We start from the raw sequence: 25,432 nt of genomic DNA on the forward strand, positions 1-25,432 counted from the left end.
CGCACGGCCTTTCAAACTCATCCCAAGACAGTACTGGATTTAGCATGACCGAAGTCAAAACGGGAGACACCGTTCGCATCCACTATACCGGCACGCTTGCCGATGGCAGCACGTTCGATTCCAGCGCGGGCCGTGATCCGCTGGAATTCACCGTGGGGTCCGGGCAGATCATTCCCGGCCTCGACAAGGCGATGCCCGGCATGACCGTCGGCGATTCCAAGAAAATCGACGTGGTCGCGGACGAGGCCTATGGCCAGCCCGACCCCGCCGCGCGCCAGGCCGTGCCGCGCACCGAGATCCCGGACGATGTTCCGCTGGACCTTGGCACGCAATTGCAGGTGCAGACGCCCGATGGCCAGACGATGGCCGTGACCGTTGCCGAAGTGACCGACGCGCAGGTGACGCTTGACGCCAATCACCCGCTGGCGGGCAAGGACCTGACCTTTGATATCGAGCTTGTCGAGATCGCCTGAGCTGGCTTTGCAGGTTTGACCTGAATGAGTGCCTTCGGCACACAGGCTTTTTCTAAAAACGCGGCCCCCATCGGGGCCGCGTTTTGCGTGTGGCGAATGTGGTCCTGCCGAAACCAGTGGCAAGTTTGCTGGAGAGTTTGCGGGGGAAGCCGATACCGGGGGGACGGTCTGGTCAGGACCGCACAGCTTTTCCGCAGCAGGCTGGGCGGAGACCCCGACGTTGTGACTGTTCTTGAATGCTGTGCACGATCTTCTTGGCAAGCGGGGGGTTTTGTCGGTAGCCTCACGTCGAAGTGATACTGTTTGCCGTTGCAAAGTTTCAAACTGGTGGAGTCTCGGCTCGGTCCTATCTAGTCTGCAAAGCGAGGGCAGGAGAAAAAGGTGCGGTTTCATATGCGTGTTGGAAGTTGGGCTGGGGTTGCGGCGAGTGTGGTCATTGGCATAAGCGGTGCGCCGTCGGCACTCTGGGCGCTCGACTCCGTTGATTTCCGCTTTGCCAATGGCGAGTCAGAGCTTGCCGAAGACATTCAGGACGTCTCGCTTGTCGCGGCTGCGAAAGACGAGGGGCGCACCGGGCCACGGACCGTCCTTGCCGCGGCCCTGGCCGATTATGCCCGCATCGTGGAAACGCTGTATGCGCATGGCTATTACGGCGGCACGGTCAATATTCTGGTGGACGGGCGCGAGGCGAGCGCCATTCCGCTTTTGGATGTGCCGACCAGGATCGACACCGTTGCCATTGTCGTGGATCGCGGCCCGCAGTTTCGGTTCGGGCGGCTGAGTGTGGCCCCGCTTGCGCGGGGGACCGAATTGCCTGACGGTTTCGGGCCAGGCAAGAAAGCCCGCAGCCCGGTTATTCGCAGCACCGTCAACGTCGCGGTTGATGGGTGGCGGGAAGTCGGCTATGCCAAGGCCGATGTCGGCGCGCAAACCGTCACGGCCCAGCACGGCGATAGCACTCTGTCGGTGGATGTGCGCATTGCGCCCGGCCCAAAAGTGCGCTTTGGCGATCTTGTCATCACCGACCCCAGCGCCGTTCGCGCGGCGCGCATTCAACGCATTGCAGGATTGCCGACCGGCGAAGTCTATTCGCCTGACGAGCTGCGCCGCGCCGCCGAACGGCTGCGCCGCACCGGGGCCTTTGCCTCTGTCAGCCTGACGGAGGCTGATCTGGTCGGGCCGGATGGCAGCATGGATGTCGAAGCCGCGCTGGTTGATGAAAAACCGCGCCGCTTCGGCTTTGGTGCCGAGCTTTCGTCGCTTGAAGGGCTGACGCTAAGTGGCTTCTGGCTGCACCGGAACCTGCTTGGCGGGGCAGAGCGGCTGCGTTTCGATGCGCGGGTCTCGAATATCGGCGGCAGCAGCGGCATTGACTATTTCGCGGGTGTGAAGCTGGAGATTCCGGCCGCTTTGGGGGCCGATACCACGGCCTTTGTCATGGCCGAATACGAGCTTCAGGACGAGCCATCCTATTTTTCCGAAGCGGTTACGGTCGGCGGCGGTGTCACCTGGCGTCTGACCGACGATATCAGCGCCGAGGCGGGGATTTCCTACAGCTATTCGGAAATCAGCGACAGTTTCGGTGACCGGACCTTTCAGGTTGTGGCCTTTCCCACATCCATCACGCGCGACAAGCGCGACGATGTGCTGAACGCGACGAAGGGCACCTATGCAAAGCTGGAACTGACGCCATTCGCTGGGCTGCAAGGCTCTGACAGCGGGGCGCGGGTCTATACTGACATCCGCGCCTATCAGGGATTTGGCGAAGAGGACGGCGTGGTGGTCGCGGGGCGGCTGCAATTCGGGGCTGTGCTTGGCGCGGGGCTGGAAAAGACGCGGCCGGAATACCTGTTTTATTCGGGTGGTCCCGGCACCGTGCGCGGCCAGCCTTACCAATCGCTTGACGTCGATCTGGGTAGCGGGGACAGCAGCGGTGGGCGTGGCTTTGTGGGCCTGTCGACGGAACTGCGGGTGGCAGTCACGCAAAGCATCGGTGTGGTGGGGTTTGCCGATGCCGGTTATGTCAGCGCCGATAGCAGCTTTGGTGATACCGGCGACTGGCATGCGGGCGCGGGACTGGGCTTGCGATACCAGACGGGCATTGGCCCCATTCGCCTTGACGTCGCGGCCCCGGTGTCGGGCGATACCGGCGACGGCGTGCAATTTTACATCGGGATAGGGCAAGCATTTTGAAACATCTGACCTGCATCCTTGTCATTCTTGCCAGCCTCATGCTGCCGATGGCGGCCACTGCACAAACGCAGGAGGAAGACCGCGGCTACCTTCAGGGCCTGCTGGAGGACAACCTGTCCTCGGCCGGACGGTCGGTGCGGATTGTCGGGTTCGAGGGCGCGCTAAGTTCGACGGCGACGATCGAGGAGATGACCATCGCAGACGATCAGGGCGTCTGGATCACCGTGCGCGGCATCGTGCTGGACTGGAAACGTTCTGCCTTGCTGCGCGGCGCTGTCGTGGTCGAGGAGTTTTCCGCGACAGAGATTGATCTGGACCGTTTGCCGGTCTCCACCGGGCCGGACACACCCGCCCCCGAGGCGACGCCTTTCGTGCTGCCAGATCTGCCCGTGTCCATCAATATCGGCAAGATCGCCGCAGAGCGTGTCCGCCTGGGACCGACCGTTCTGGGCCGCGAAGTGGTGGTGACGCTGGAAGGCTCTGCCCAACTGTCCGGCGGCGAGGGTGAGGCCGCGCTGATCGCGCAAGGCACAGAAGGCACCGACATCGCGCTGAACCTTGCGGGCCGCTACGCCAACGAGACCCGCAGCCTGACACTGGATCTAAGCGTCGAAGAGGGCGCGGACGGATTGGTTGCCACGCTGATTGGCCTGCCCCAAACGCCTGCGTTGTCGCTGACCGTGCAGGGCGACGGACCGCTGGACGCCTTCGGGGCGGAAATCGCGCTGGAGACAGATAATGAACCCCGTCTTGTGGGCACCGTCACGCTGTCGCGGGTCGAAGGCGACACGCCATCCGAGACCGGCCACCGTTTTGCCGCACAGCTTGGCGGCGACATTCGACCGCTGCTGCAACCGGACTATCGCGATTTTGTCGGCGCGGACCTGTCGCTTGATGCCTCTGGTGTCAGCTATGAGGACGGTCGGCTTGAACTGACGGAACTGGATGTGCAGGCGCAGACGATCTCTGTCCAGGGCAGCGCTGCGTTGGGCCCGGACCAATGGCCAGAGCGGTTTGATCTTGAGGCGCGTATCCGGTCGGAAGACGGCGCACCCGTGCTGCTGGCAATTCCGGGCGACCGGACAGAGGTTGGTTCTGCGCAGATGCGGCTGCAATTCGACAGCGCACAAAGCGATGTCTGGCAGGCGCGGATTTCTGCCGATCGTTTCGCGCGCCCGGATCTGACGGCTGAGGCATTGGTGCTGGCCGGGGACGGGACGCTGCGGCGCGGTGAAGGGTCCGTCTTGGGCCAAGTGCTGGGCGATCTGAACCTCAAGATCGGCGGCTTGGGTTTCTCTGACGAGGCGCTGGCCGCTGCGGTGGGGGCGGACCTGAGCGGTGATGTGAGTTTTGATTATACCGAAGGCAATCCGCTGAATCTCAGCGCGATCCGTCTGAACGGTGCCGATTACATGCTGAACGGCGACGCGACGGTTGCCTCGGTCGAGGGCGCGGTCGAGACGGATATATCGGGCAATATCGCGCTGTCGGCGAACGATCTTGGCCGGTTTGCACCGCTTGCCGGTCAACCGCTGGATGGGTCCGCGCAATTGCAGATCGCGGGGCGGGTCTCGGCGATTTCGCGCGGATTCAACCTGACGGCAAACGGCACGACCACCGATCTGGCGCTGGGGCAGGACAATTTCGACCGGCTGTTTGCCGGTGAGGCGGCGCTGTCGCTATCTGCCCTGCGCGATGAGGGCGGGGTCACCCTGAACAATTTTGTCATCGACGCGAACGGCACAAAGCTGGAGGCCAGCGGCACCCTTGCCACTGGCGACAGCGCCGGTCAATTCTCGTTGGTCACTGCAAATTCCGGGCTGATAGAGCCGCGCCTGCAAGGGCCAGCGCGCCTGTCGGGGACGTTCAAGCAGACCGAAGACAATTGGGATTTCGACGTTGATGGCGCGGGGCCGGGCGATGCCACAATCGCGGCCAAAGGTCGGGCAGAAACCGTGAACGGGGCGCTGGTGGCACTGTCCGGAAATGGCGAATTGCAAGCCGGTGATCTGGCCGCCTTTGCCGAGATCGCGGGTCGCCCATTGGCGGGGGCCGCGACCCTGACCGTCGATGGCCGCTTTGAGCCTGAAACGCAGCATTTCAACGTCGAGGCCAATGGCACAACGCGCGATCTGGCCATCGGGCAGCAGAATTTCGACCGGCTGTTCGCGGGGCCTGCGACGCTTGCCGTGGTTGCGCGCCAGGATGAAACGGGCCTGACGCTGGAAAGTGCGAAGATCGACGCCGACGGGCTGCGGCTTGACGCCGACGGCACGCTGATCGATGGCAACAGCGCAGGGCGGTTCACGCTGATCGCACCGGATGCAAGCCGCCTTGACGGCCAGCTTAGCGGCGCTGCCCGGATTAGCGGCACGGTCACGCAAACCGGTGACGACTGGGTGTTCGATGTAAACGGCGAGGGGCCGGGTGCCGCGCAGCTTAGCGCGCGCGGAACGGCCGTCACCGACGAGTTGGCATTGGTCTCTGTCACCGCAGAGGGCAGCGCGCAGGTGCAGGACCTGTCGGCCTATGCACAGATCGCCGGACGTCCCATCGGCGGCGGCGTGCAACTGGAAGGATCGGGCACATATCTGGCGTCGGGCGATCTGAACGCGACGGCCAGCGTCGTTGGTCAGTCCCTGCGCACAGGAATTGCCGAGGCTGACAAACTGCTTGTCGGCCGCAGCACGTTTGAAACCACGCTGCGACGCGAAAGCGGCACCTTTGTCTTCGATCAACTGGAAATCGCCACACCGGAACTGACGGCAGATCTGACCGGATCGCTGTCGTCAGAGCGCAGCCGTCTGCGGTTTTCCGCAGCCTTGCGCGATATCGGGCTATACGCGGCGGATTTCTCGGGCCGGGCGACGGCCAGCGGTTTGATCAGCGCATCGGGCGGGCCTTATACGGTGGATGTCAGCGCGACCGGGCCGGGGGGCATCGCCGCCGATATTGACGGGCAATATGACGTCGCCAATGCGCGCGCCAACTTGACGGTGCGCGGCAATGCACCGCTGGGGCTGGTCAGCAGCCTCGCCGCCCCGAACCTGATTTCCGGCGCGGTGGATTTCGACATCGGCATCAACGGGCCACTGGCGTTGCAATCGCTGTCTGGGCGCGCGTCGCTGAGCAGCGCTCAGGTGGTGGTGCCAAGTGCCGGGCTGTCGATCACTGGCATCTCTGGCGCGGTAAATCTGGGCGGCGGGCGTGCCAACCTTGATTTCAACGGCAATCTGTCTTCGGGCGGACGGCTGCGGCTGGGCGGGGCAATCACGCTGACGCCGTCCTATCCCGCCGATCTGGCGCTGGCGCTGAACGGGCTGGATCTGGTCAAGCCGGGCCTCTATGAGGCCAAGGCCGATGGCAACATCACCATGCGCGGGCCACTGACGGGCGGTGCCTTGATCGCAGGTGAACTGATACTGAATTCGGTGGAGCTGCGCGTGGCCGATACGGGCATGGGACCATCGGGCAGCGTGTTCGGTCTGCACCACGTCAATGCGCCCCGAGATGTGCGTGCCACGCTCAATCGCGCGGGCAAAGAGGATGCCGGGGCTGGTGGGTCGTCTTCCGGCACAGCCTCTGCGGGTGCGTCTTATCCGCTGGACCTGCTGATCCGTGCGCCTGCAAGGATTTTCGTGCGTGGGCGCGGGTTGGATGCCGAACTGGGCGGAGAGTTGCGCCTGACGGGAACCACCACGAATGTCGTGCCGCAGGGCGAATTTGACCTCGTGCGGGGCCGGTTCAATATCTTGGGAAAACGGTTGGACATAACCGAAGCATCAGCGCAGCTTCTGGGCGATTTCGATCCGTATCTGCGGGTCGTGGCCGAGACTGACTCAGGCGATGTGACCGTGCGGTTCATCATCGAGGGGCTGGCCTCTGAGCCCGAAGTTACGATTACCTCGACGCCGGAGCTGCCCGAAGAGGACATCCTTGCCCAGCTTCTGTTCGGGCGTGACATGTCCGAGATTTCGGCGTTTCAAGCCTTGCAGATTGCATCAGCGATCAACACGCTTGTCGGGCGCGGCGGGGATGGCATCATGGATCGGCTGCGAATGGGCTTTGGCGTTGATGATCTGGACGTGACCACCGACGAAGAGGGCAATGCCGGGCTGCGATTGGGCAAGTATATCTCGGAAAACATCTACACGGATGTGACGGTCGATGCGTCGGGTGATAGCGAGGTGAACCTGAACCTCACCATCACCCCGTCAATCACTGCGCGGGGCAGCGTGTCGTCGGATGGCGATACCGGGTTGGGCATCTATTTCGAGCGGGATTACTGACGTTCAGCGTCAGTCCGGTCGCGGCAGCCGCGCTGCTCTTGGCGGCAACTTGGGTGCAATTGATCGGAAGAGAGATTGCAGAGCAAGGCAGCCCGCCTGGGCGTGCACCCTCATCCGTTGTCATCGTCGCGCGCTAAGACGGTTCTTCGCGCTACGATGCCTGGCTGATGATCTGTATTGTCCGTTCAAGCGGTAAATGGGGCTTGGCATGTGAGCGGCACAATTTTGTTGCTTGGTGCCAAAAAGCAAAACGGGCCGATGATGCGGCCCGTTTTGAAGTCTTCGCTCAGATTGACAGAGCTTGGATTTAGCTGGCTTTCTTACGACGACGCGCCGCAGCAAGACCACCCAGACCGGCAACCAGAAGAAGGCCGCTGGCTGGCAGCGGAACTGCCGAAACCGATTCCGATACATAAGTTGCTGTCAACCGAATGGTGGCACCATTCTCGTCACCGGGAGTTGTGCTCCACCAGTTGCCGCGGTTGAACGTCGCATCGCTCAGTTCCAGATCCAGCTGTCCGCCATTGCCGAACGCCAGGCTGACCGGGCCACCCCAGCTAACCGAGCCGCTCTGGTAAAAACCAGTGAACGAACGATTGCCGATGGAAGAGCCGCCAAGGGTGCCGCTGACGACTGGCGATGTGAAGTTGAAATCCGCGATGATGGATTGCGCGACGGTGTCATCGCTACCAACGGAGTTTTCGTCTGTCCAGATGTCGAACAGGTCGAACGTGATGCTGTCACCAACGTCAAGGTCAAAGCTGCCGGTGTGCGACATCGGATCGGCGTTCACAACAAGGCCCGGATCTGAAAACGCGTCACCCGAAAGCGCAAAGCTACCGGAGAAAGTCGCGGCGTATGCACCAGTCGTCATCAATGCCGAAACGGCCGCAGCCGCTAGAAATTTTCCCATAAACTCAATCTCCTATTACAACAATAAGCGCCACATACATTTTCCCCAAATGCGGCGCACCCCAACCCTAGGCCATTTCTAGCCAAACGATCGTGCATGTTAATTATTCGATAAGATCAATTCAGTCAAGTTATACTCAATTCTGCGTGATGCGGTTTTTACAGATGGTTAACGCATATGAGCACCGGCAATCGTATCTTGGGCCGGCCTGATTTTGACACATCCGGATGGGGATTGCCGCTTTTGACATGTGTTGCGGCATCCCCCAAACATCGAAAGCAATACCGTCGGCGTGGACCTCTCATCCCGCTGATTTGTCGATATAACTGCGACGATTCCGGCCGCTTCCTTACACGCAAACGCCTTTCGACCTAATACGGGTTTTTCGGCGATCGGTCCTCGGACAGAGAGCTGTGTCTGCGCGTGGTCAGTGCCTCGATCGCGTCGGCAAGGTGAATGCGGTCGATATGGTGATCGCCGCGGGCCACGCGGATCCGGTGCGCCTCGATCATCACATCGGCATGGCGGCACCCTTCCGGCGGCTCGAACCGGTAAGAGGCCAATTCGATCAGCAGGCCCATCGGATCCTTGAAATAGATCGAATCCATAAAGCCGCGATCCTTCGGGCCGGAATGGCGAATGCCGCGCTCGTCCAGCCGCTCTACCGCTTGCCAGAACGTCGCCTGACTGACCGAAAAGGCCAGGTGATGCACGCAGCCGGGATCCGTCGGGGTGCGGTTGGGCTGGGGTTTGCGGCTTTCATTGGTAAAGACCGTGATCAGCCGACCGTCACCGGGGTCGAAGTAGACATGCCCTTCATCCGGGTCATCCAGATTGGGCTGATCGAAGACAAACGGCATTCCCAGCAGCCCTTCCCAGAAATCAATCGAGGTTTGCCGGTCGGCCCCCACAAGGGTGATGTGATGCACGCCCTGGCTCTGTAATTTCCGCATCTGCACGTTCCTTCTTTGCTTTGACAAGACTGTAGGTCCGGCTGGCGCGGATCAAGAGCGAAGAGCACCTGCTGGATGAACCGGCATTGTGCGGCCCCGTACAGAGGCCGCCGGGATCGTGCCGTTTGCCAAATGCGCGCTATACTTGCAGCATGGGTTGCGGGGCATCGCATCAGCGCAGAGGCAACAGGAACCACATGAGGCCTGGCAGGCAGCTTTCCGAACTTGAAATCCGGTCCGAACAGGCGTTTGGGGATGTCGCCAGTGGTGCGGGTCTGCCGCGCACCGGCTGGACATTGACGCGTCTGTCAAAACGCGACGATCCCGCAATATCTCGGATCAGCTATCTGGCAGAGCATGGCGATTGCGGGCGCTTTACCTATAAATTCCAATTGCGCCCGCTGGAGCCGCACGGATTTACGACAGAATACCGGATGCAGTCCACGGCGTTCGATCTGTTTCCGCATTCGGATCATCTGACGGTGCCCGAACCGGTTTATCTGGATGCCAGACAGCAGGCGAGCCTGATGACCTATATCGAAGGCCGTCCGCTTTCGGAGTTCATGCGAGAGGCGAGTTTCGATCGTGCCGCCCAACTGGTATTGCTCGAACATGCCGGTCGCTGGCTGGATGCGTATCATCGCGCCGCGGGTCCTGAAAGGCGCGGGTTTCGGCCGCGACATACGGTCGGGTATTACGAAAAGCTGCGCGACCAGATCACGACTGGCGAGATCAAGGTCGCGGCCAAGCCCCTGTTTCTGAAAGGGATCGCCAAGCTGGTGGAGCTGGAGCCCGCCTTTCAGGGGCGCGAAACCGTGTCGGCCGTTCAACACGGCGATTTCCACATGCGCAACCTGATCTTTGACGGGCACCGGATGGCCGGTATCGACTTTTCAAAGGATCAGCGCGCGCCGGTCGGGTTCGACATTGGCAAGATCCTTCTGGATTACACGTCGATCCTGCGAAGCGAAGCGGATTTGCGGCCCGGTCAGGTCATTCCCGATGACGCGATGGAGGCATTTTTCCGGGGCTATACGCTGGTGGGCCGCAATGATCCCAGCGTCGAATTCCTGCTTTACGCCCGGATATTGGCGACGCTTGTTCACGTTCCGCAAAAGCAAAGTGACCGGACTGACGCCAAGCAACGCACCTTGGTCAGATTGCGCCCCATCGCCCAAAAGGCCTTTAGCCCCGGCATGTCGGGCCGAACCACGCGCGCCAGACCTGGCATTCGCCTGTATCTGACAAGCAAGAGCCTTGAGCGCGCCCGTCATGGCGAACACGAAGTGTATAACGCGATCCAGGAGGTCGGCCGACAGACCGGGACAGAAGTGACCCTGTCGCGAAATGCCCCGAAGCATCGGCAATCGGAGGCCTCGGCCGAGATGAGCCTCGTTCATATGTCCGAACCGATTGGCCGCAACGGGCTGGTCTTTCGGCGGCTTTATGCAGGCTCGTTCTGGCAGTTCGAACGATGCGCGGCGCGCTGGCAATGGCAAAGCGCAAAGGCACTGTTCGACCCCGGCAAGATTGATGCCGCTGCGGCGGCGACGTTTTTTGACGACTGGCGGGAAAGACTATACGGGCGACGTGCAAAGCAGGCGTCGCGCGACGGTTTCATCTACATGCCCTTGCAGGGAAGGTTGATGCAACACCGATCCTTTCAAAGCAGCTCTCCGATCAAGATGATCGAAGAGGCGTTGCAAAACAGTGATTTACCCATTGTCGCAACCCTGCATCCGAACGAGAGCTACTCTGACGCAGAGCAAAAGGCGCTTGATGCCCTTCAGGCACAATATCCGCGTTTCAGGGTAGAAAATATAGGCATGGAAGAGGCCCTGGCGACCTGCGATCTTGTCGTGACGCAGAATTCCAGTGCGGCCTTTCATGCGATGTTCTTCGGCAAGCCGTCGGTCTTGTTTGCCGGGGTCGACTTCCATCATATCTGCGCCAACGTGCCGAAGCTCGGCGTGTCCGAAGCGTTCGCGCAGGCGAAGGTGGCGCAGCCGGAATTTGCAAAATACATCTACTGGTTCTGGAAGTTGAACGCGATTGATCTGGAGGACAACGCGTCAATCGAAAGGCTGATTTCCCGGCTGAACGCTCTGGGTTGGAAAGTTTGACCCGCACGGACGGCAGACGCCCGAGACACGACCTGTTATTGAAACTACGCACGGCCGGCCTCTGCCGGGATCATTCGATGGATCTCAGACGCAAGACCTGCCGACGCGCACACCGCGATACGCTGGCCGCATCGGTGTGCGGCGTGTTGCCCGGATTTGACCACCCCACAGTTTCAGGCCCGAAACTCCGCGCGTCTTCTGGAACTTGGCTTTTCGTGCACCGCGCGGCATGGTCCCCATGTCTGAACCGAAGGTGCAGGAGGCCGCATGACATCCGACGATACACAGCCCGAAACCACGCATTCCGCCGAAGATGATCCGCGCAATCGTGACATCCTGATTTATGTCGACGGTGCGTTGAAACATCGCGACGAGGCCAAGGTCTCGGTCTATGACAGCGGCTTCATGCTGGGTGACGGGATGTGGGAAGGGCTGCGGCTGTATAATGGCAAATGGGCGTTTCTGGACGATCACATGGACCGGCTTTACGAGTCCTGCAAAGCCGTTGCGTTGGACATCGGGCTAAGCCGAACAGAACTGGTCGCAGCACTGGAAAAGACACGCGTTGCCAACAAGATGACCCATGATGTGCATTGCCGTCTGATGGTCACGCGCGGCGTCAAGGTGCGCCCCTTCCAGCATCCGTCGCTGTCGCGCAGCGGGCCGACCATCGTCATCATCATGGAGCATTCCAAACCGGTCGATACATTGCAGTCCAAAGGTATCCGGCTGGCCACGGTCCCGCAGGTGCGCGGATTGCCGATGAGCCAGGACGCGAAGTACAATTCCCATTCCAAGCTGAACTGCGTGATTGCCTGCCTTCAGGCCGAACAGGCGGGCGCGGATGAAGGGTTGATGCTGGACCCGCATGGTTTCGTGAACACCACCAATGCCTGCAACTTCTTCATCGTTCGCAGGGGCGAGGTTTGGACCTCGACCGGCGACTATTGCATGAACGGGGTGACGCGCCGCAAGGTGATCGAGCTGTGTCGCCAGGACGGCATTCCGGTGTTCGAGCGCAATTACTCGCTGGTCGATGCATATGGCGCGGACGAGGCGTTTCTGACCGGCACATTCGGCGCGCAGACGCCTGTGGCGGAAATTGACGGGCGTAGCATCGGAACGGATGGGGGACGCGGACCGGTCTTTGCCCGTATCCGCGCGCTATACAAGACGTTGGTGGCGGAGACGACGCAGTAGGACCTGAGCCTTGTCAATTTGCGCATCGAGCGTGGGTTCACCGGCATGCCCGGTTTTCCGGATACCGGGCGCTGAAACGATGGCAAATTTGAATGCAAGGCGGATGCTGAAGGGATTCTTTGCAGATTGACGCACCGCAAAGCTTGCGGCGCCAAGGACAAATGTATTTCATGTTGCATCAGAGGGCGTTCGATCCACCCGGTCGCATCTGCGAAAAGGGGATCGGCGATCCGCTGATATGGTGAAAGGGACGTGACCACGGGTGCGTTCGCGCAAATCACCGGCGGCGGATTGGACGTCTGACAAAAGTTGTCGCCGGGGAGGGCGGATTGAAAATTCCACCCCTTCGTGCGGAGACACCAAAGAGACTAAAACTGGGAGACTGAAAATGACACTCAAACGACTTATGGTTTCGGCAGGGATTGCGGCCATGCTGGCCGGGTCCGCCGCGGCCCAGCAAACGCTGGTCTATTGCTCCGAAGGTTCGCCCGAGGGTTTTGACCCGGCGCTCTTCACTTCGGGCACGACATTCGATGCCTCGTCGCATCCGGTCTATAACCGCCTGGCAGAGTTCAAGACGGGCACGACCGAAGTTGTACCGGGCCTTGCCGAAAGCTGGGAAGCGTCCGAGGACGGTCTGGAATACACCTTCCATCTGCGGTCCGGCGTCAAGTTCCATTCAAATGACAACTTCACGCCGTCGCGCGATTTCAACGCCGATGACGTGATCTTCTCGTTCGAGCGTCAGCGTCTGGAGGATCATCCGTTCCACAGTGCCTCGGGTGGTTCGTGGGAATATTTCCAATCCATGTCCATGCCTGACCTGATCACCTCGGTCGAAAAAGTCGATGACATGACGGTCAAGTTCGTGCTGTCGCGCCCCGAAGCGCCGTTCATCGCGAATCTGGCAATGGATTTCGCCTCGATCCTGTCGGCGGAATATGCCGATGCGATGATGGAGGCGGGAACGCCCGAAATGCTGAACCAGGCACCTGTCGGCACCGGCCCGTTCAGCTTTGTCGCCTATCAGAAAGATGCGGTGATCCGCTACGCCAAGAACCCCGACTACTGGGCCGACGGTCTGCCCAAGGTCGACAATCTGGTCTTCGCCATCACCCCCGATGCTTCGGTTCGCTACCAGAAGCTTCAAGCGGGCGAATGCCACATCATGCCCTATCCGAACCCGGCTGACATTCAGGCGATGCAGGATGACGAAGCCGTCACCGTCGCACAGCAGGAAGGCCTGAACGTTGGCTATCTGGCCTATAACACCACCGTTGCGCCTTTTGACAATCCGAAGGTCCGCAAGGCGCTGAACATGGCGATCGACAAGCAGGCGATCATCGACGTGGTGTTCCAAGGGTCCGGTCAGATCGCCAAGAACCCGATCCCGCCGACCATGTGGTCCTATAATGACGCGGTCGAGGATGACGCCTTCGATCCCGAGGCCGCCAAGGAGATGCTGGAAGCCGAAGGCGTGTCCGATCTGTCGATGAAGATCTGGGCGATGCCGGTGCAGCGCCCCTACAACCCGAACGCCCGCCGCATGGCCGAACTGATGCAGGCCGATTTTGGCAAGATCGGTGTGGATGTGGAAATCGTGTCCTACGAATGGGGCGAATATCTTGAGCGTTCGCGCGCCAAGGATCGCGACGGCGCGGTTTTGCTGGGCTGGACCGGCGACAATGGCGACCCCGACAACTTCCTTGCGGTCCTTCTGGGTTGCGACGCGGTTGAAGCGTCCAACCGGGCGCAATGGTGCCATCAGCCCTTCGAGGATCTGATTCAGGAAGCCAAAACCGTGACCGACCCGGCAGAGCGTACGCGCCTGTATGAAGAGGCGCAGGTTGTCTTCAAGGAACAGGCCCCATGGGCGACGATCGCGCATTCGGTCGTCTTCATGCCGATGCGTCCCGAAGTTGAAGGCTACAAGGTTCATCCTCTGGGCGGCCACATCTTCACCGATGTGAGCCTCGCCGAGTAAGGCCCTGTTTCCAATGAAAGGGAGGGGGCCGTGCGCGGCCCTTTCCGCCACCTGAAAAGGCAGCTTTATGGATCGTTTCGCAGAGTATCGCGGTGTCGCGCGCCAACTGGGCGTCGATGCGGTGGGTCTTGTTCCTGGCCCGAATTTCACCCGCGCATTAGGGCAGGCTTTCGGAACCAACGAGCGTCCCAAACTGGTGATTGTACCCGCCGAGGGTGATCCGGCCGCAGTGATGCCCAACCTTGAACTTGGCTCGTGGGAGCAGGTCAATTTTCCGGGCGAAACCTTCGACTGGATGGACCAGACCGGCTATGATGATGCCTTCGTCGCCCTCGCCCGACATTTGCCGCTGACCAGCCTTGCCGTGGAAGGGCAGGTGATGCGCGTCTTTGTTCATCACGCGCTGGCGTCGGCCTATCCGGGGTTGCGTATCGTGGACGCAGAGCGCGAAATTTCCGGTCTGCGAACGGTCAAGACGGATGCCGATATTGCCGCGCTTGAAAAGGCGATCCGGATTTCCGAGGCCGCCCTTGCCGACACGGTTGCACAGGTCCGCGCAGGCATGACCGAAAAGCAGGTCGAGAGCCTTCTTGTCCGCGCGCTGTTTACCCACGGCGCCGACGGCTTGGCTTTCCCGCCTATTGTTGCGGCGGCGGATAATTCCGCCCGTCCCCATGCCCATGCGCGCAGCGACTACCAGATCCAGTCCGGCGACGCGCTGTTGATCGACTTCGGCGGCACCGCCGACGGGTTTTGCGCCGACATCACCCGCACCTTCTTTGTCGGACACGCGACGGACGAGGCGCAGGACGTTTATGCCACCGTCCTTGCCGCCAATGAAAAGGGACATGCCGTCACCAAGGCGGGTGTCACCGCTCATCAGATAGATGACGCCGTGACGGGTGTGCTCGAAGCGTCCTCCTACGCGGACCGCATTCGCACCAAGACAGGTCACGGGCTGGGCCGGGAGGTGCATGAAGCGCCCTATATCATGCGCGGCAACCCCGAGGTTCTGGAGGCGGGCACCGTCTTTACCAACGAACCGGGTCTGTACCGGTTGGGCGGTTTTGGCGTCCGGATCGAGGATGACATTCTGGTCACGGCAACCGGTTGCCGGTCGCTGACAACTTTCCCCAAAGACCTGACGGTGATTGGCTGATGTTACGCTTCTTCATATCCCGGCTCTCGACGTTCTTCGTAACTTTCGTCGGCGTCACGCTGATTTCCTTCGCCTTCATCCGCGTCATTCCCGGCGATCCGATCATCGTCATGGCGGGCGAACGCGGCATGTCACAGGAACGCTATGAAGAGCTGAGCCGCCAATACGGGTTCGATCAACCGGTGCTGACGCAATTCTGGGACTATCTGACCGGCGTGCTGCAAGGCGATCTGGGCCAAAGCTTTGTGACCAAGAAACCAGTCTGGGACGAATTCTTCGCGCTGTTTCCCGCGACGTTGGAATTGTCGCTTTGCGCCATCATCCTGGCCATCGCTCTTGGCATACCGGCGGGTGTGATCGCGGCGGTGAACCGGGGCAAGTTCTTTGACCGGGCGCTGATGTCCTCGGCATTGGTGGGATATTCCATGCCGATCTTCTGGTGGGCGCTGCTGCTGATCATCGTGTTCTCGGGCAATCTGGGCTGGACGCCGGTCTCGGGCCGGATGGGCCTGTTATATTACTTCCCGACGCCCACGGGTTTCATGCTGATCGACAGTCTGCTGTCGGGGCAAAGCGGCGCGTTTGTCTCGGCGGTGCAGCATCTGATCCTTCCCACGATTGTGCTGGCGACCATTCCGCTTGCGGTGATCGCGCGGCAGACCCGATCCGCCATGCTGGAAGTTCTGTCCGAGGACTACATCCGCACCGCCCGCGCCAAGGGGCTGAAGCCCTGGCGGATCAACGGTCTGCACGCGCTGCGCAATGCGATGATCCCGGTCATCACGGTGATCGGCCTGTCGGTCGGCACGCTTCTGGCCGGCGCCATCCTGACAGAGACGATCTTTTCCTGGCCCGGCATCGGCAAATGGATGGTCGACAGCATTTTCCGCCGTGACTACCCGGTGGTCCAGGGCGGGCTGCTGCTTGTCGCCGTGGTCGTGATGATCGTGAACCTGATCGTGGACATGCTCTACGGGCTTATCAACCCAAGGATACGGACGCGCAAATGACCGATATGACCGAAGTCGCGATAACCGCCCCGAAACGCCCCGGCCGCCTGGCCGAGTTCTGGCAGTATTTCAGCGAAAACCGTGGCGCGGTGATCGGGATGTGGACATTTGCCATTCTGGTGCTGCTGGCGCTGCTGGCCGATTTCATCGCCCCTCACAGTGCGACCGAACAGTTCCGCGAGGCGACGCTGCAACCACCCGTCTGGCAAGAGGGCGGAAGCTGGACCTTCCCATTGGGCACCGATCCGCTGGGACGGGACATGCTGTCACGGCTGCTATATGGTGCGCGGTTCTCGTTCTTCGTCGGCATGGTCGTGGTGGTGATCGCGGCCACGGGCGGTATCCTGCTGGGCCTTGTGGCGGGCTTTGCTCCGAAATGGCTGGACACGGTCATCATGCGCCTGATGGACATCATCCTGTCCTTTCCGTCGCTGCTGCTGGCGCTGGTGCTGGTGGCAATCCTTGGGCCGTCCCTTTTGAACGCGATGATCGCCATCTCCATCGTGTTGCAGCCGCATTACGTCCGCCTGACCCGTGCGGCCGTGATCAACGAGCGCACGCGCGACTATGTCGTTTCGGCGCGCGTGGCGGGCGCGAAACTGCCGCGACTGATGTTCGTCACTGTGCTGCCCAACTGCCTTGCGCCGATCATCGTGCAGGCGGCCTTGTCCTTCTCCAATGCGATCCTCGATGTAGCCGCATTGGGCTTTCTCGGCATGGGCGCGCAACCACCGACGCCGGAATGGGGCACGATGCTGGCCGAGGCGCGAGAGTTCATTCTGCGCGCGTGGTGGGTTGTGACCCTGCCGGGACTGGCGATCCTGATCACCGTGCTGTCGATCAACCTGATGGGCGACGGGCTGCGTGATGCCCTTGACCCCAAACTGAAGCGGAGCTGAGATCATGGCGCTGCTGAACATCCGCAATCTCTCTGTCGAATTCGCCACCGGCGGCGGGTCATTCCGCGCCGTGGACGGGGTCGATGTCACCGTCGAGGGTGGCGAGGTGCTGGCGATCGTCGGCGAATCCGGATCGGGCAAATCCGTGTCGATGCTGGCGGCGATGGGCCTTTTGCCATGGACGGCGACCGTGACCGCGGACGAGCTGAGCTTTGACGGCAGGGACCTGCGCGACCTGTCGGCCTCGGCCCGCCGCAAGGTGATCGGGCGCGAAATCTCGATGATCTTTCAGGAACCGATGTCGTCGTTGAATCCGTGCTTTACTGTTGGTTTCCAGATTCGCGAGGCGTTGAAACAACACCTGAAGCTGGACAGTTCGGCCCGCAAGAAACGCGCTTTGGAACTGATGGAGATGGTGGGCATTCCGGCACCGGAAAAACGCCTGACTGCCTTTCCGCATCAGTTGTCGGGCGGGATGAACCAGCGGGTGATGATCGCCATGGCCATCGCCTGTGGACCCAAGCTGCTGATCGCGGACGAACCGACGACGGCGCTGGATGTCACCATTCAGGCGCAGATCCTGGACCTGTTGACCGGGCTGCAACGCGATACCGGCATGGGGCTGATCCTGATCACGCATGACATGGGCGTCGTGGCCGAGACCGCGCACCGGGTCGCCGTGCAATATGCCGGCTGGAAGGTCGAGGATCAGCCGGTTGAGACCCTGTTCGACACGCCGCATCACCCCTATACCGCCGCGCTTCTGGCAGCCCTGCCGGAACGGGCCACCGAACGCCGTCTGCCGACCATTCCCGGTGTCGTGCCCGGCCAGTTCGACCGACCTCAGGGCTGCCTGTTCTCGCCGCGCTGCGCCCATGCGGACGATCTTTGCCGCTCTACCGTACCGCCTTTGCAATCGCCGGAACTGGGCCGCGCGAAGTGCCACTACCCCCTGTCGGTCCCAGCCAAGGAGGAGGTGCAATGAGCGGCCCTGTCGTCACCGCCCGCAACCTGTCGCGCCATTACGAAAGCGGCGGCGGGATGTTCAAAGAACGGCAAGTCGTGCGCGCCCTGTCAGAAGCCAGTTTTTCGATCCAGCCCGGCAAGACGCTTGCGGTTGTGGGCGAAAGCGGCTGCGGCAAGTCCACGCTCGCGCGGCTGATCACCCTGATCGAGGAGCCGACCGCGGGCGACTTCACCATCAACGGGGTCGAGGCCGTGCCCGAGAACTGGGACAGCCTGCGGTCCCAGGTGCAGATCGTGTTTCAGGATCCTTATGGCTCGCTCAACCTGCGCCACCGCGTCGGCGCGATCATCGAAGAACCGCTGAAGATCAAGCGTCCGGACATTTCTGCCGCCGACCGTGCCGACAAGGCGCGCGAGATGATGGCGATGGTGGGCCTTCGGCCCGAACATTACGACCGCTTTCCGCATATGTTCTCCGGCGGGCAGCGCCAGCGTATCGCCATTGCGCGCGCCCTGATACTGGAGCCGAAACTGCTGGTGCTGGACGAGCCTGTCTCGGCGCTTGACCTGTCGATCCAAAGCCAGGTGCTGAACCTGCTTCTTGACCTGCAAGAGCGGATGGACCTCGCCTATCTGTTCATCTCGCATGACCTGTCGGTGGTGCGTCATGTTGCCGATGATGTGGTGGTGATGTATCTGGGCCGTCCGGTTGAACGCGGGTCGAAAGAGGCGGTCTTTTCGGCACCGCGCCATCCCTACACCGTGGCGTTGCTGTCAGCGACACCCTCGGCTGATCCGGCCCGCGTGCGCAAGCGGATCAAGCTGGAAGGAGAGTTGCCCTCACCGCTGGCGATACCCGATGGCTGCCCGTTTGCGCCGCGCTGCTGGAAGGCGCAGGATCGGTGCCGCAAGGAACGCCCGTTGCTGGACGATGCCGATCACGCGGCGGCCTGCTTCTACCCTGAAAGCTCGGACGACAACGGTTAAAGCGTCCGCCGACGGGGTCAGCTCGTGCGGACCATCAGGCGCGTCAGCCCGTGAAAATGATACAGGTTGGCATATTCCGGCGCGTGCGTCAGCCTCAAATGCGGGTGTTGTTTCAGCAGAGTTGCCAGGCCGATCCGCAGTTCCAACCGGGCCAGCGGCGCACCGACGCAGAAATGCAGACCGGCACCAAAGCTGGCATTGGGTTTGGGTGCGCGCGTCGGATCAAACTTGTCTGGATCTGTCCAATTCGCCGGGTCGCGATTGGCGGCACCCAACATCAGGGCAACCTGATCGCCGCGCTGGAACATGTGATCGTGTATTGTGACAGGCTCTTTCGCGTAGCGGGTAAACATATGCAGCGGAGGATCGTAGCGTAGGATTTCTTCGACAGTGCGTTCCATGTCGGCCTGGGCTTCGGACAGCATTCCGGTTTCCAACAGCGTTTTCACCCCGTTGCCCAGCGTGTGCACCGTAGCCTCGTGTCCGGCGTTAAGCAGCAGGATACAGGTGGTGATCAGCTCGTCTGTTGACAGCTTTTCGCCTTCTTCTTCTGCTGCGATCAGATGGGTGATAAGGTCGTCGGCAGGTTTCGCCCGACGCTCCTCGACATAGCCACGCAGAAAGTCCGAAAATTCCTGTGCGGCGCTGGCGGCGGCGTCCTCGATGGCCCGGTTCCGGCGGGCTTGGTACATCGCGACCATGGCGTTGGACCAGTTCAGCAGTTGTGGTGCCATACTGTCCGGCACCCCCAGAAGCCGGGCAATGACGATCACCGGCAGCGGTGTGGCATAGGCCGTGATCAGATCGAACGGATCGTCCGGCAGGGCCTGTGCAAGCTCCAGCGCCAGTGCCTCGATCTCTGGCGCAAGTTCCTTGATCCGCCTTGACGTAAAGCCACGCAGAACCAGCCCCCGCAACCGGGTGTGACGGGGCGGGTCAAGCTCCAGCATGGAATGCGCTTCGACGGCGTAGAAGGCCCGCAGGTGTTCGGGAATGTCCCCCGCGAGTTCCGCCGGGCATTCGCGGCCAAAGCGGCGATCGCGCAGAATTGCGTGAACCGTGGCGTGGTCCATCGCGGCGGGCATGCCGTAGGCGTCCCACCAAACCAACGGCCCATTTTCGCGGGCGCGGTCATAAGCAGGGTAGGGATCTTGCACAAAGGCGGCGTCGGTCGGGGATTGATCAAAGCTGTACATGGCGGCACTTCATGCCCTATCGCGCCCCGGTTGCAAGCGGGATATGCGGGTTGCCGCCGGATCATGCAGATTTCTGTAGAAAAGTTGCTTGCCACCGGTGATCTGCTTGGCTAAACCCCGCTGCACGGGTGATTAGCTCAGTTGGTAGAGCGCTTCGTTTACACCGAAGATGTCGGGAGTTCGAGCCTCTCATCACCCACCATATTTTTCACAGAGACTCAGAAAATGGCGCGGCGGGAAACGCGGCGATCAGATTATGTGTTTGAGCGGTGATTTGAAAAATCCTGCCCGCGCCTGCCCGAAACCGTTCTTCGTTGAAACTGGTCCAAGCGTAACCAATGGCCAAGCAGTTCGCTCGGCTCTGGGCTCATGCAATGAAGGGTGGCGGGACGATAAAGGGTGCGGCCGGACGAGGACCGCATCCTGTCAGTATTCTTCGCTGCTGTTATTGCTTTGCCAGGGTTTCACAAGGTTGCCGAAGCGGGTGAACTGGGCCTCAAAGCTAAGTGCGACCGTGCCGATCGGACCGTGGCGCTGCTTGCCGATAACGACCTCTGCCTTGCCATGCAGATGGGACATCTCATCCTGCCAGCGCGCCATTGCGTCCAGATCGTGATCGCCGGGCTTCTCGCGTTCCTTGTAATATTCTTCGCGGAACACGAACATCACGGCGTCGGCATCCTGTTCGATAGAGCCTGATTCCCGCAGGTCCGACAGTTGCGGGCGCTTGTCCTCGCGGTTTTCGACCTGCCGCGACAGCTGTGACAGGGCAATCACCGGGATATTGAGTTCCTTGGCGATGGCCTTCAGGCCCATGGTGATTTCCGAGATTTCGTTGACCCGGTTTTCCGACCGGCCGGTGCCGCGCACCAGTTGCAGGTAGTCGATGATCAACACGTCCAGCCCATGCGTCCGCTTCAGCCGTCGGGCGCGCGCCGCAAGCTGCGAGATCGGCAGGGCTGGCGTGTCGTCTATGAACAGCGGACAAGCTTCCAGAGCTTTCGCGGCCTCGACAAAACGGCGGAATTCGACCTCGTCCATGTCACCCTGACGGATCTTGTGAGAGCTGATTTCAGAGGCTTCGGCAAGGATACGACCAGCAAGTTGTTCGGCGCTCATCTCAAGGCTGTAAAACCCCACGACGCCACCCTCGACCGCCCCTTCGGTGCCGTCGGGCAGGATGCCGCGCTTATAGGCCTTGGCGACGTTGAAGGCGATGTTGGTGGCCAGCGAGGTTTTCCCCATGGACGGACGTCCGGCAAGGATCAGAAGGTCGGATTTGTGCAGGCCGCCCAGTTTGCTGTCCAGATCGGTCAGGCCCGTAGAGATCCCCGCCAGACCGCCGTCGCGCTGATAGGCGGCGTTGGCGACGTTCACCGCCTCTGTCACGGCTTTCAGGAAAGACTGGAAGCCGCTTTCGCTCTGGCCCTGTTCGGCCAGCTTGTACAGCGCCTGTTCGGCCTCGACGATCTGTTCCTTGGGTTCCGACCCGATCTCGACCTTTGTGGCCTTGGCGCTGATGTCGCGGCCCAGCAGGATCAGATCGCGGCGCACAGCCAGATCATAGATCATCTGCGCATAGTCACGGATCGCAAAGGAGGCGACGGCAGATCCGGCCAGCGTTGCCAGATAGCGCGGCCCGCCTAGTTCCTTCAGTCCTTCGTCATCTTCCAGAAACGCCTTGAGCGTCACCGGAGAGGCAAGATTGTTCTTCGCGATTCGGGCTGCTGCGACCTCGAAGATGCGGGCATGGACGGGCTCGTAGAAATGTTGCGGCCCGATGATGCTGGCGACGCGGTCATAGACGTCATTATTGGTCAGGATTGCGCCCAAAAGCTGCTGTTCTGCCTCGATGGAATGGGGCATCGTTTCGGGCTGCTGGATCTCTGCGCCTGTTGGATTGAATGCGGTGATCTCGTTCATCTTGCGCCCCTCTGCCCGTCAGACCGCCCACATAAACCATCGCCTGCGGCCGAGGCAAATTGTATAACCTGTGGACAGTCTGTGGGTAATTTTTATTACATTATCTTGACAGATATGTGGCCCGCACGTCAACATATTGTGGCAAAATCCTGCCACTTCGACCGAGTTGCAATGTTGGCGATTATTGAACCAAGCGGACGTTGCGTCAGCTCTTGGCAGCCATCCGGGCCTCTTGCCAGTCGCGGGGTGCCTTCAGGAACGCCTCAACTTCCGTCAGGGTCGCCTCGTCAAAAGCCTGTTGCGCGCGGGCCTCTGCCAAGACGTCCCACCAAGTGCACAGGTGATGCAGCGCAACCCCGTGGTCGCCAAGGGTTTTGACTGTTTCGGGGAAAATGTCGTAGTAGAAAATCACCGCCGTATGGCCGCAGGAGGCCCCGGTTTCGCGAATCGCATCGACGAAGGACAGCTTCGATCCGCCATCGGTGGTCAGATCCTCGACCAGCAGCACGCGCTGGCCTTCGGTCATCGTGCCCTCGATCCGCGCATTGCGGCCGTAGCCCTTGGGTTTCTTGCGCACATAGGTCATCGGCAGGGCCATGCGTTCGGCCACCAGTGCTGCGAATGGAATGCCCGCGGTTTCACCGCCGGCGATATTGTCGAACGCCTCAAACCCGGCGTTGCGCATGATGGTCGCAGTCAGGAAATCCATCAGCGTGGCGCGGATACGGGGGTAGGAGATCAGCTTGCGGCAGTCGACATAGCTGGGCGACGGCAATCCCGAGGACAACGTATAGGGCGTTTCGGCATTGAAGTTCACAGCGCCGATCTCCAGCAGCATCCGGGCGGTGAGCCGGGCGATTTCCTGGTGGTCAGGGTAGGCAGAAGGGATCATGGCGATGTCCTTTGGCTAAGGCGGGATCAGGTGACGGCCCAATGGACCGGAAAGCCGGGGTCAAAGACGGTGACGGGGCCATCGGCAGTGTCGATCTTTGACGGATAGGTGACGGGGTTTGCCTCACGGGTCAGGGTCAACGTGGCCTCATTGCCGGGCAACCCGTAGAAGGCTGGGCCGTTCAGCGAGGCGAAACCTTCCAACCGGTCCAGCGCGCCATCCTCGTCAAACACATGCGCCAAAAGCGACATCGTGTTCGTGGCGGTGAAACACCCGGCGCAGCCGCAGGCCTGTTCCTTCAGCGCATCGGTATGCGGCGCGCTGTCTGTGCCCAGAAAGAAGGTGGCGTCGCCGCTGGTTGCCGCCTCACGCAGGGCCAGCCGATGCTCTTCGCGCTTGGCGACGGGCAGGCAGTAGTAATGCGGTTTGATTCCGCCCACGAGGATATGGTTGCGGTTGATGATCAGGTGATGCGTGGTGATCGTGGCACCCAGATCGGCACCGCCGGCACGGGCATAGTCGACGCCCTGTTTCGTGGTGATATGTTCCATCACGACGCGCAGGCCGGGGGTTGCGCGGCGGATCGGGTCCAGCACGGTGTCGATGAACACAGTCTCGCGATCGAAAATGTCGATCTCGGCTGCTGTCACCTCTCCGTGGACACAAAGCGGACAGCCGATCTCGGCCATGCGTTCCAGCACCGGACGCACCTTGTCGAAATCGCGCACGCCGGAATTGGAATTGGTTGTGGCACCCGCCGGGTATAGTTTGACGGCGGTGATCAGGCCCGATGCATGGGCCGCAGCCAGATCGTCCGGGTCCGTGTCTTCGGTCAGGTAGAGCGTCATCAGCGGTTTGAAATCCGCGCCCTCGGGCAGGGCGGCCATGATGCGGTCACGATAGGCGGCGGCCTGTGCGCCGGTGACGACCGGTGGCACAAGATTCGGCATGATGATCGCACGGCCAAAATGACGCGCGGTTTCAGGGGCGACGGCGGTCAACATGGCACCGTCGCGCAAATGCAGATGCCAATCGTCGGGACGGCGTATGGTCAGTGTCTGGGTCATGCGGCGTCCGATAGCACGGGCGGACCGACGCGCACCAGAGGGTGGGGACGCAAATCAAAGCCTCCGGGACCGATTTTCGGAAGTTTCACGCGCGCTATCTGATGCTTCGGCGTTGACGGCGCGGGCAAGAGTCAAGTGCGGGACTTCAGCGCCGCGGCCTGTCGCGCAAGCGTGCCGTGATGGGCAAGAAATCGCGCCTTGTCGAGCGGCACCGGCTGCGACGGCGGCGTCATCAACAGACGCCCGAACAGGGCGCGGTAGGGTTCTTCGGCCAGTAGCATGTCGAACTGGGCGATGCGCCACTGCACGGCCTTGTCGTGAAGCGTGGCAAGAAGAGGATCGGCAGACAGTTCGGCCCGGATCTGTGCGGTCTGCACAGCCAGTGCCTGGATCGAGAGATCCTCATCGGTGTTGAAATTCCGCTCCACCCAGTAGTCAAGCCCCAGCATGTGATCGGAATGCACGGCCCTGCCGCGCGCCGCTTTCAGCACGAAGCTTTCCATCGCGCCGAGCGCATAGTGATTAAGCTGCGCCAAGCCGTAATTGGGCCGCCCGTAATTGCTGAAAATACGCTTTGTGGTGAAGCCTTCATCAAGAAGACGTCCGTGGCCGTCAAACCATCGCGCATCGCCCAAGCGGCTGTCGCGGGGGTTGCGGGGTCGGTGAATGCCGAGGTTCCGGTAGGTGCGATCATTGCGGTAAAGCGTCTTGAACATCGCCGCGCGCCACGGCCAATACATGATCTCGGGCGCGGCGCGGGTGAATTGCTGCGGCACAGGCCGATCATGGTATCGCTCAATCCCCGCATTGCCGAACAGACGCCATGTCAGGGTGATCGCGGTCGCGTCCGGAAGGGCCTCGATCAGCGCGGGCAGGGTGTGGTTGCCGACATGGACGTTCACGAACTCGTCGATATCCAGCGCCAGCAGCCAATCGGCGGCTTTCACAGGTTCGGACTTGTCGGCCAACTTGAGGCCCGCGAACTGGATGCCATTGCGCCCGTGCGGGCCATCGTTGCGGATATGGCTCAGGCCGCCCATGTCCTGCAACCGGTCCAGCATCGCATCGGTGCCGTCCTGACAATCATTTGAGAGCACGACAAAATCCGTGACCCCGCAGGCGCGGTGATGGGCCAGCCAATCAAGCAGAAAGGCGGCCTCGTTCCGCACCGTCAGAACAGCGCAGATCCTCATGCGGCCGCCCGC

At 61.2% G+C, this 25,432-nt stretch carries 18 protein-coding genes and 1 tRNA gene; 12 read left to right on the forward strand and 7 right to left on the reverse strand.

Features of this window, described 5'->3' with window-relative positions:
• Positions 1–44: 44 nt before the first annotated feature.
• From ACN0WV_RS10150 to ACN0WV_RS10160, 3 genes are all read left to right on the forward strand, one after another.
• Positions 45–473 carry an FKBP-type peptidyl-prolyl cis-trans isomerase gene (locus ACN0WV_RS10150; RefSeq protein ID WP_417605490.1) on the forward strand — a complete coding sequence of 143 codons (429 nt, stop codon included), beginning with the start codon at positions 45–47 and terminating at the stop codon, positions 471–473.
• Between the two features lie 393 nt (positions 474–866).
• Positions 867–2,666 carry an autotransporter assembly complex protein TamA gene (locus ACN0WV_RS10155; protein WP_417605491.1) on the forward strand — a complete coding sequence of 600 codons (1,800 nt, stop codon included), beginning with the start codon at positions 867–869 and terminating at the stop codon, positions 2,664–2,666.
• Positions 2,663–6,955 carry a translocation/assembly module TamB domain-containing protein gene (locus ACN0WV_RS10160; RefSeq protein WP_417605493.1) on the forward strand — a complete coding sequence of 1,431 codons (4,293 nt, stop codon included), beginning with the start codon at positions 2,663–2,665 and terminating at the stop codon, positions 6,953–6,955. Before ACN0WV_RS10155 ends, ACN0WV_RS10160 begins: the two co-directional genes overlap by 4 nt.
• A 307-nt stretch (positions 6,956–7,262) precedes the next feature.
• Here the strand turns inward: ACN0WV_RS10160 and ACN0WV_RS10165 are convergent, their stop codons facing one another.
• Both ACN0WV_RS10165 and ACN0WV_RS10170 read right to left on the reverse strand, forming a co-directional pair.
• Entirely contained in the window at positions 7,263–7,868 is a 606-nt protein-coding gene (locus tag ACN0WV_RS10165; RefSeq protein ID WP_084353800.1) for a VPLPA-CTERM sorting domain-containing protein, read from the reverse strand.
• A 371-nt stretch (positions 7,869–8,239) separates the two neighbouring features.
• A complete protein-coding gene (locus ACN0WV_RS10170; RefSeq protein ID WP_084353799.1) occupies positions 8,240–8,821 on the reverse strand; it encodes a VOC family protein in 582 nt (193 codons plus the stop codon).
• A 197-nt stretch (positions 8,822–9,018) separates the two neighbouring features.
• Here ACN0WV_RS10170 and ACN0WV_RS10175 point away from each other — a divergent pair, with 197 nt between their 5' ends.
• From ACN0WV_RS10175 to ACN0WV_RS10210, 8 genes are all read left to right on the forward strand, one after another.
• Positions 9,019–10,944 (forward strand): phosphotransferase, encoded by a 1,926-nt coding sequence (locus tag ACN0WV_RS10175; protein WP_417605495.1) that lies wholly within the window; start codon positions 9,019–9,021, stop codon positions 10,942–10,944.
• Between the two features lie 267 nt (positions 10,945–11,211).
• Positions 11,212–12,144, forward strand: a complete 933-nt coding sequence (locus tag ACN0WV_RS10180; RefSeq protein ID WP_417605496.1) for an aminotransferase class IV — start codon at positions 11,212–11,214, stop codon at positions 12,142–12,144.
• A 388-nt stretch (positions 12,145–12,532) separates the two neighbouring features.
• A complete protein-coding gene (locus tag ACN0WV_RS10185) occupies positions 12,533–14,128 on the forward strand; it encodes an ABC transporter substrate-binding protein (RefSeq protein ID WP_084353796.1) in 1,596 nt (531 codons plus the stop codon).
• Positions 14,129–14,195: 67 nt separating this feature from the next.
• Positions 14,196–15,287 carry a M24 family metallopeptidase gene (locus tag ACN0WV_RS10190; RefSeq protein ID WP_417605499.1) on the forward strand — a complete coding sequence of 364 codons (1,092 nt, stop codon included), beginning with the start codon at positions 14,196–14,198 and terminating at the stop codon, positions 15,285–15,287.
• Positions 15,287–16,297, forward strand: a complete 1,011-nt coding sequence (locus ACN0WV_RS10195; protein ID WP_084353794.1) for an ABC transporter permease subunit — start codon at positions 15,287–15,289, stop codon at positions 16,295–16,297. The genes ACN0WV_RS10190 and ACN0WV_RS10195 overlap by 1 nt, the downstream gene beginning before the upstream one ends.
• Positions 16,294–17,196: an ABC transporter permease subunit gene (locus ACN0WV_RS10200; protein ID WP_084353793.1), complete on the forward strand. Its 903-nt coding sequence runs from the start codon at positions 16,294–16,296 to the stop codon at positions 17,194–17,196. Before ACN0WV_RS10195 ends, ACN0WV_RS10200 begins: the two co-directional genes overlap by 4 nt.
• Before the next feature lie 4 nt (positions 17,197–17,200).
• On the forward strand, positions 17,201–18,181 hold the full coding sequence (locus ACN0WV_RS10205; RefSeq protein ID WP_417605501.1) for an ABC transporter ATP-binding protein: 981 nt from the start codon (positions 17,201–17,203) through the stop codon (positions 18,179–18,181).
• A complete protein-coding gene (locus tag ACN0WV_RS10210) occupies positions 18,178–19,149 on the forward strand; it encodes an ABC transporter ATP-binding protein (RefSeq protein WP_417605503.1) in 972 nt (323 codons plus the stop codon). The genes ACN0WV_RS10205 and ACN0WV_RS10210 overlap by 4 nt, the downstream gene beginning before the upstream one ends.
• 17 nt (positions 19,150–19,166) lie before the next feature.
• Here ACN0WV_RS10210 and ACN0WV_RS10215 read toward each other — a convergent pair whose 3' ends face one another.
• Entirely contained in the window at positions 19,167–20,345 is a 1,179-nt protein-coding gene (locus ACN0WV_RS10215) for a cytochrome P450 (protein WP_417605505.1), read from the reverse strand.
• Between the two features lie 126 nt (positions 20,346–20,471).
• Here ACN0WV_RS10215 and ACN0WV_RS10220 point away from each other — a divergent pair.
• Positions 20,472–20,547 (forward strand) — tRNA-Val (locus ACN0WV_RS10220).
• Positions 20,548–20,771: 224 nt separating this feature from the next.
• Here the strand turns inward: ACN0WV_RS10220 and ACN0WV_RS10225 are convergent.
• From ACN0WV_RS10225 to ACN0WV_RS10240, 4 genes are all read right to left on the reverse strand, one after another.
• Complete coding sequence (locus ACN0WV_RS10225) at positions 20,772–22,268, reverse strand: replicative DNA helicase (protein WP_417605507.1); 1,497 nt, start codon at positions 22,266–22,268, stop codon at positions 20,772–20,774.
• Between the two features lie 205 nt (positions 22,269–22,473).
• Positions 22,474–23,160, reverse strand: a complete 687-nt coding sequence (locus ACN0WV_RS10230) for an orotate phosphoribosyltransferase (RefSeq protein WP_417605509.1) — start codon at positions 23,158–23,160, stop codon at positions 22,474–22,476.
• Between the two features lie 26 nt (positions 23,161–23,186).
• Positions 23,187–24,227 carry a dihydroorotase gene (gene pyrC, locus ACN0WV_RS10235; RefSeq protein WP_417605511.1) on the reverse strand — a complete coding sequence of 347 codons (1,041 nt, stop codon included), beginning with the start codon at positions 24,225–24,227 and terminating at the stop codon, positions 23,187–23,189.
• 131 nt (positions 24,228–24,358) lie between these two features.
• A complete protein-coding gene (locus ACN0WV_RS10240) occupies positions 24,359–25,420 on the reverse strand; it encodes a glycosyltransferase family 2 protein (RefSeq protein ID WP_417605512.1) in 1,062 nt (353 codons plus the stop codon).
• Between the last annotated feature and the right edge of the window lie 12 nt (positions 25,421–25,432).

The organism is Primorskyibacter flagellatus, assembly GCF_048268605.1.
Classification (GTDB): domain Bacteria; phylum Pseudomonadota; class Alphaproteobacteria; order Rhodobacterales; family Rhodobacteraceae; genus Primorskyibacter; species Primorskyibacter flagellatus.

Bases quoted from the DNA above. Each gene is read 5' to 3' on its own strand.
- ACN0WV_RS10195 (WP_084353794.1), top strand. From the start codon at position 15,287: ATGTTACGCTTCTTCATATCCCGGCTCTCGACGTTCTTCGTAACTTTC.
- ACN0WV_RS10215 (WP_417605505.1), bottom strand. From the start codon at position 20,345: ATGTACAGCTTTGATCAATCCCCGACCGACGCCGCCTTTGTGCAAGAT.
- ACN0WV_RS10225 (WP_417605507.1), bottom strand. From the start codon at position 22,268: ATGAACGAGATCACCGCATTCAATCCAACAGGCGCAGAGATCCAGCAG.
- ACN0WV_RS10190 (WP_417605499.1), top strand. From the start codon at position 14,196: ATGGATCGTTTCGCAGAGTATCGCGGTGTCGCGCGCCAACTGGGCGTC.
- ACN0WV_RS10165 (WP_084353800.1), bottom strand. From the start codon at position 7,868: ATGGGAAAATTTCTAGCGGCTGCGGCCGTTTCGGCATTGATGACGACT.
- ACN0WV_RS10170 (WP_084353799.1), bottom strand. From the start codon at position 8,821: ATGCGGAAATTACAGAGCCAGGGCGTGCATCACATCACCCTTGTGGGG.
- ACN0WV_RS10175 (WP_417605495.1), top strand. From the start codon at position 9,019: ATGAGGCCTGGCAGGCAGCTTTCCGAACTTGAAATCCGGTCCGAACAG.
- pyrC (WP_417605511.1), bottom strand. From the start codon at position 24,227: ATGACCCAGACACTGACCATACGCCGTCCCGACGATTGGCATCTGCAT.
- ACN0WV_RS10200 (WP_084353793.1), top strand. From the start codon at position 16,294: ATGACCGATATGACCGAAGTCGCGATAACCGCCCCGAAACGCCCCGGC.
- ACN0WV_RS10205 (WP_417605501.1), top strand. From the start codon at position 17,201: ATGGCGCTGCTGAACATCCGCAATCTCTCTGTCGAATTCGCCACCGGC.
- ACN0WV_RS10185 (WP_084353796.1), top strand. From the start codon at position 12,533: ATGACACTCAAACGACTTATGGTTTCGGCAGGGATTGCGGCCATGCTG.
- ACN0WV_RS10230 (WP_417605509.1), bottom strand. From the start codon at position 23,160: ATGATCCCTTCTGCCTACCCTGACCACCAGGAAATCGCCCGGCTCACC.
- ACN0WV_RS10240 (WP_417605512.1), bottom strand. From the start codon at position 25,420: ATGAGGATCTGCGCTGTTCTGACGGTGCGGAACGAGGCCGCCTTTCTG.
- ACN0WV_RS10155 (WP_417605491.1), top strand. From the start codon at position 867: ATGCGTGTTGGAAGTTGGGCTGGGGTTGCGGCGAGTGTGGTCATTGGC.
- ACN0WV_RS10210 (WP_417605503.1), top strand. From the start codon at position 18,178: ATGAGCGGCCCTGTCGTCACCGCCCGCAACCTGTCGCGCCATTACGAA.
- ACN0WV_RS10150 (WP_417605490.1), top strand. From the start codon at position 45: ATGACCGAAGTCAAAACGGGAGACACCGTTCGCATCCACTATACCGGC.
- ACN0WV_RS10180 (WP_417605496.1), top strand. From the start codon at position 11,212: ATGACATCCGACGATACACAGCCCGAAACCACGCATTCCGCCGAAGAT.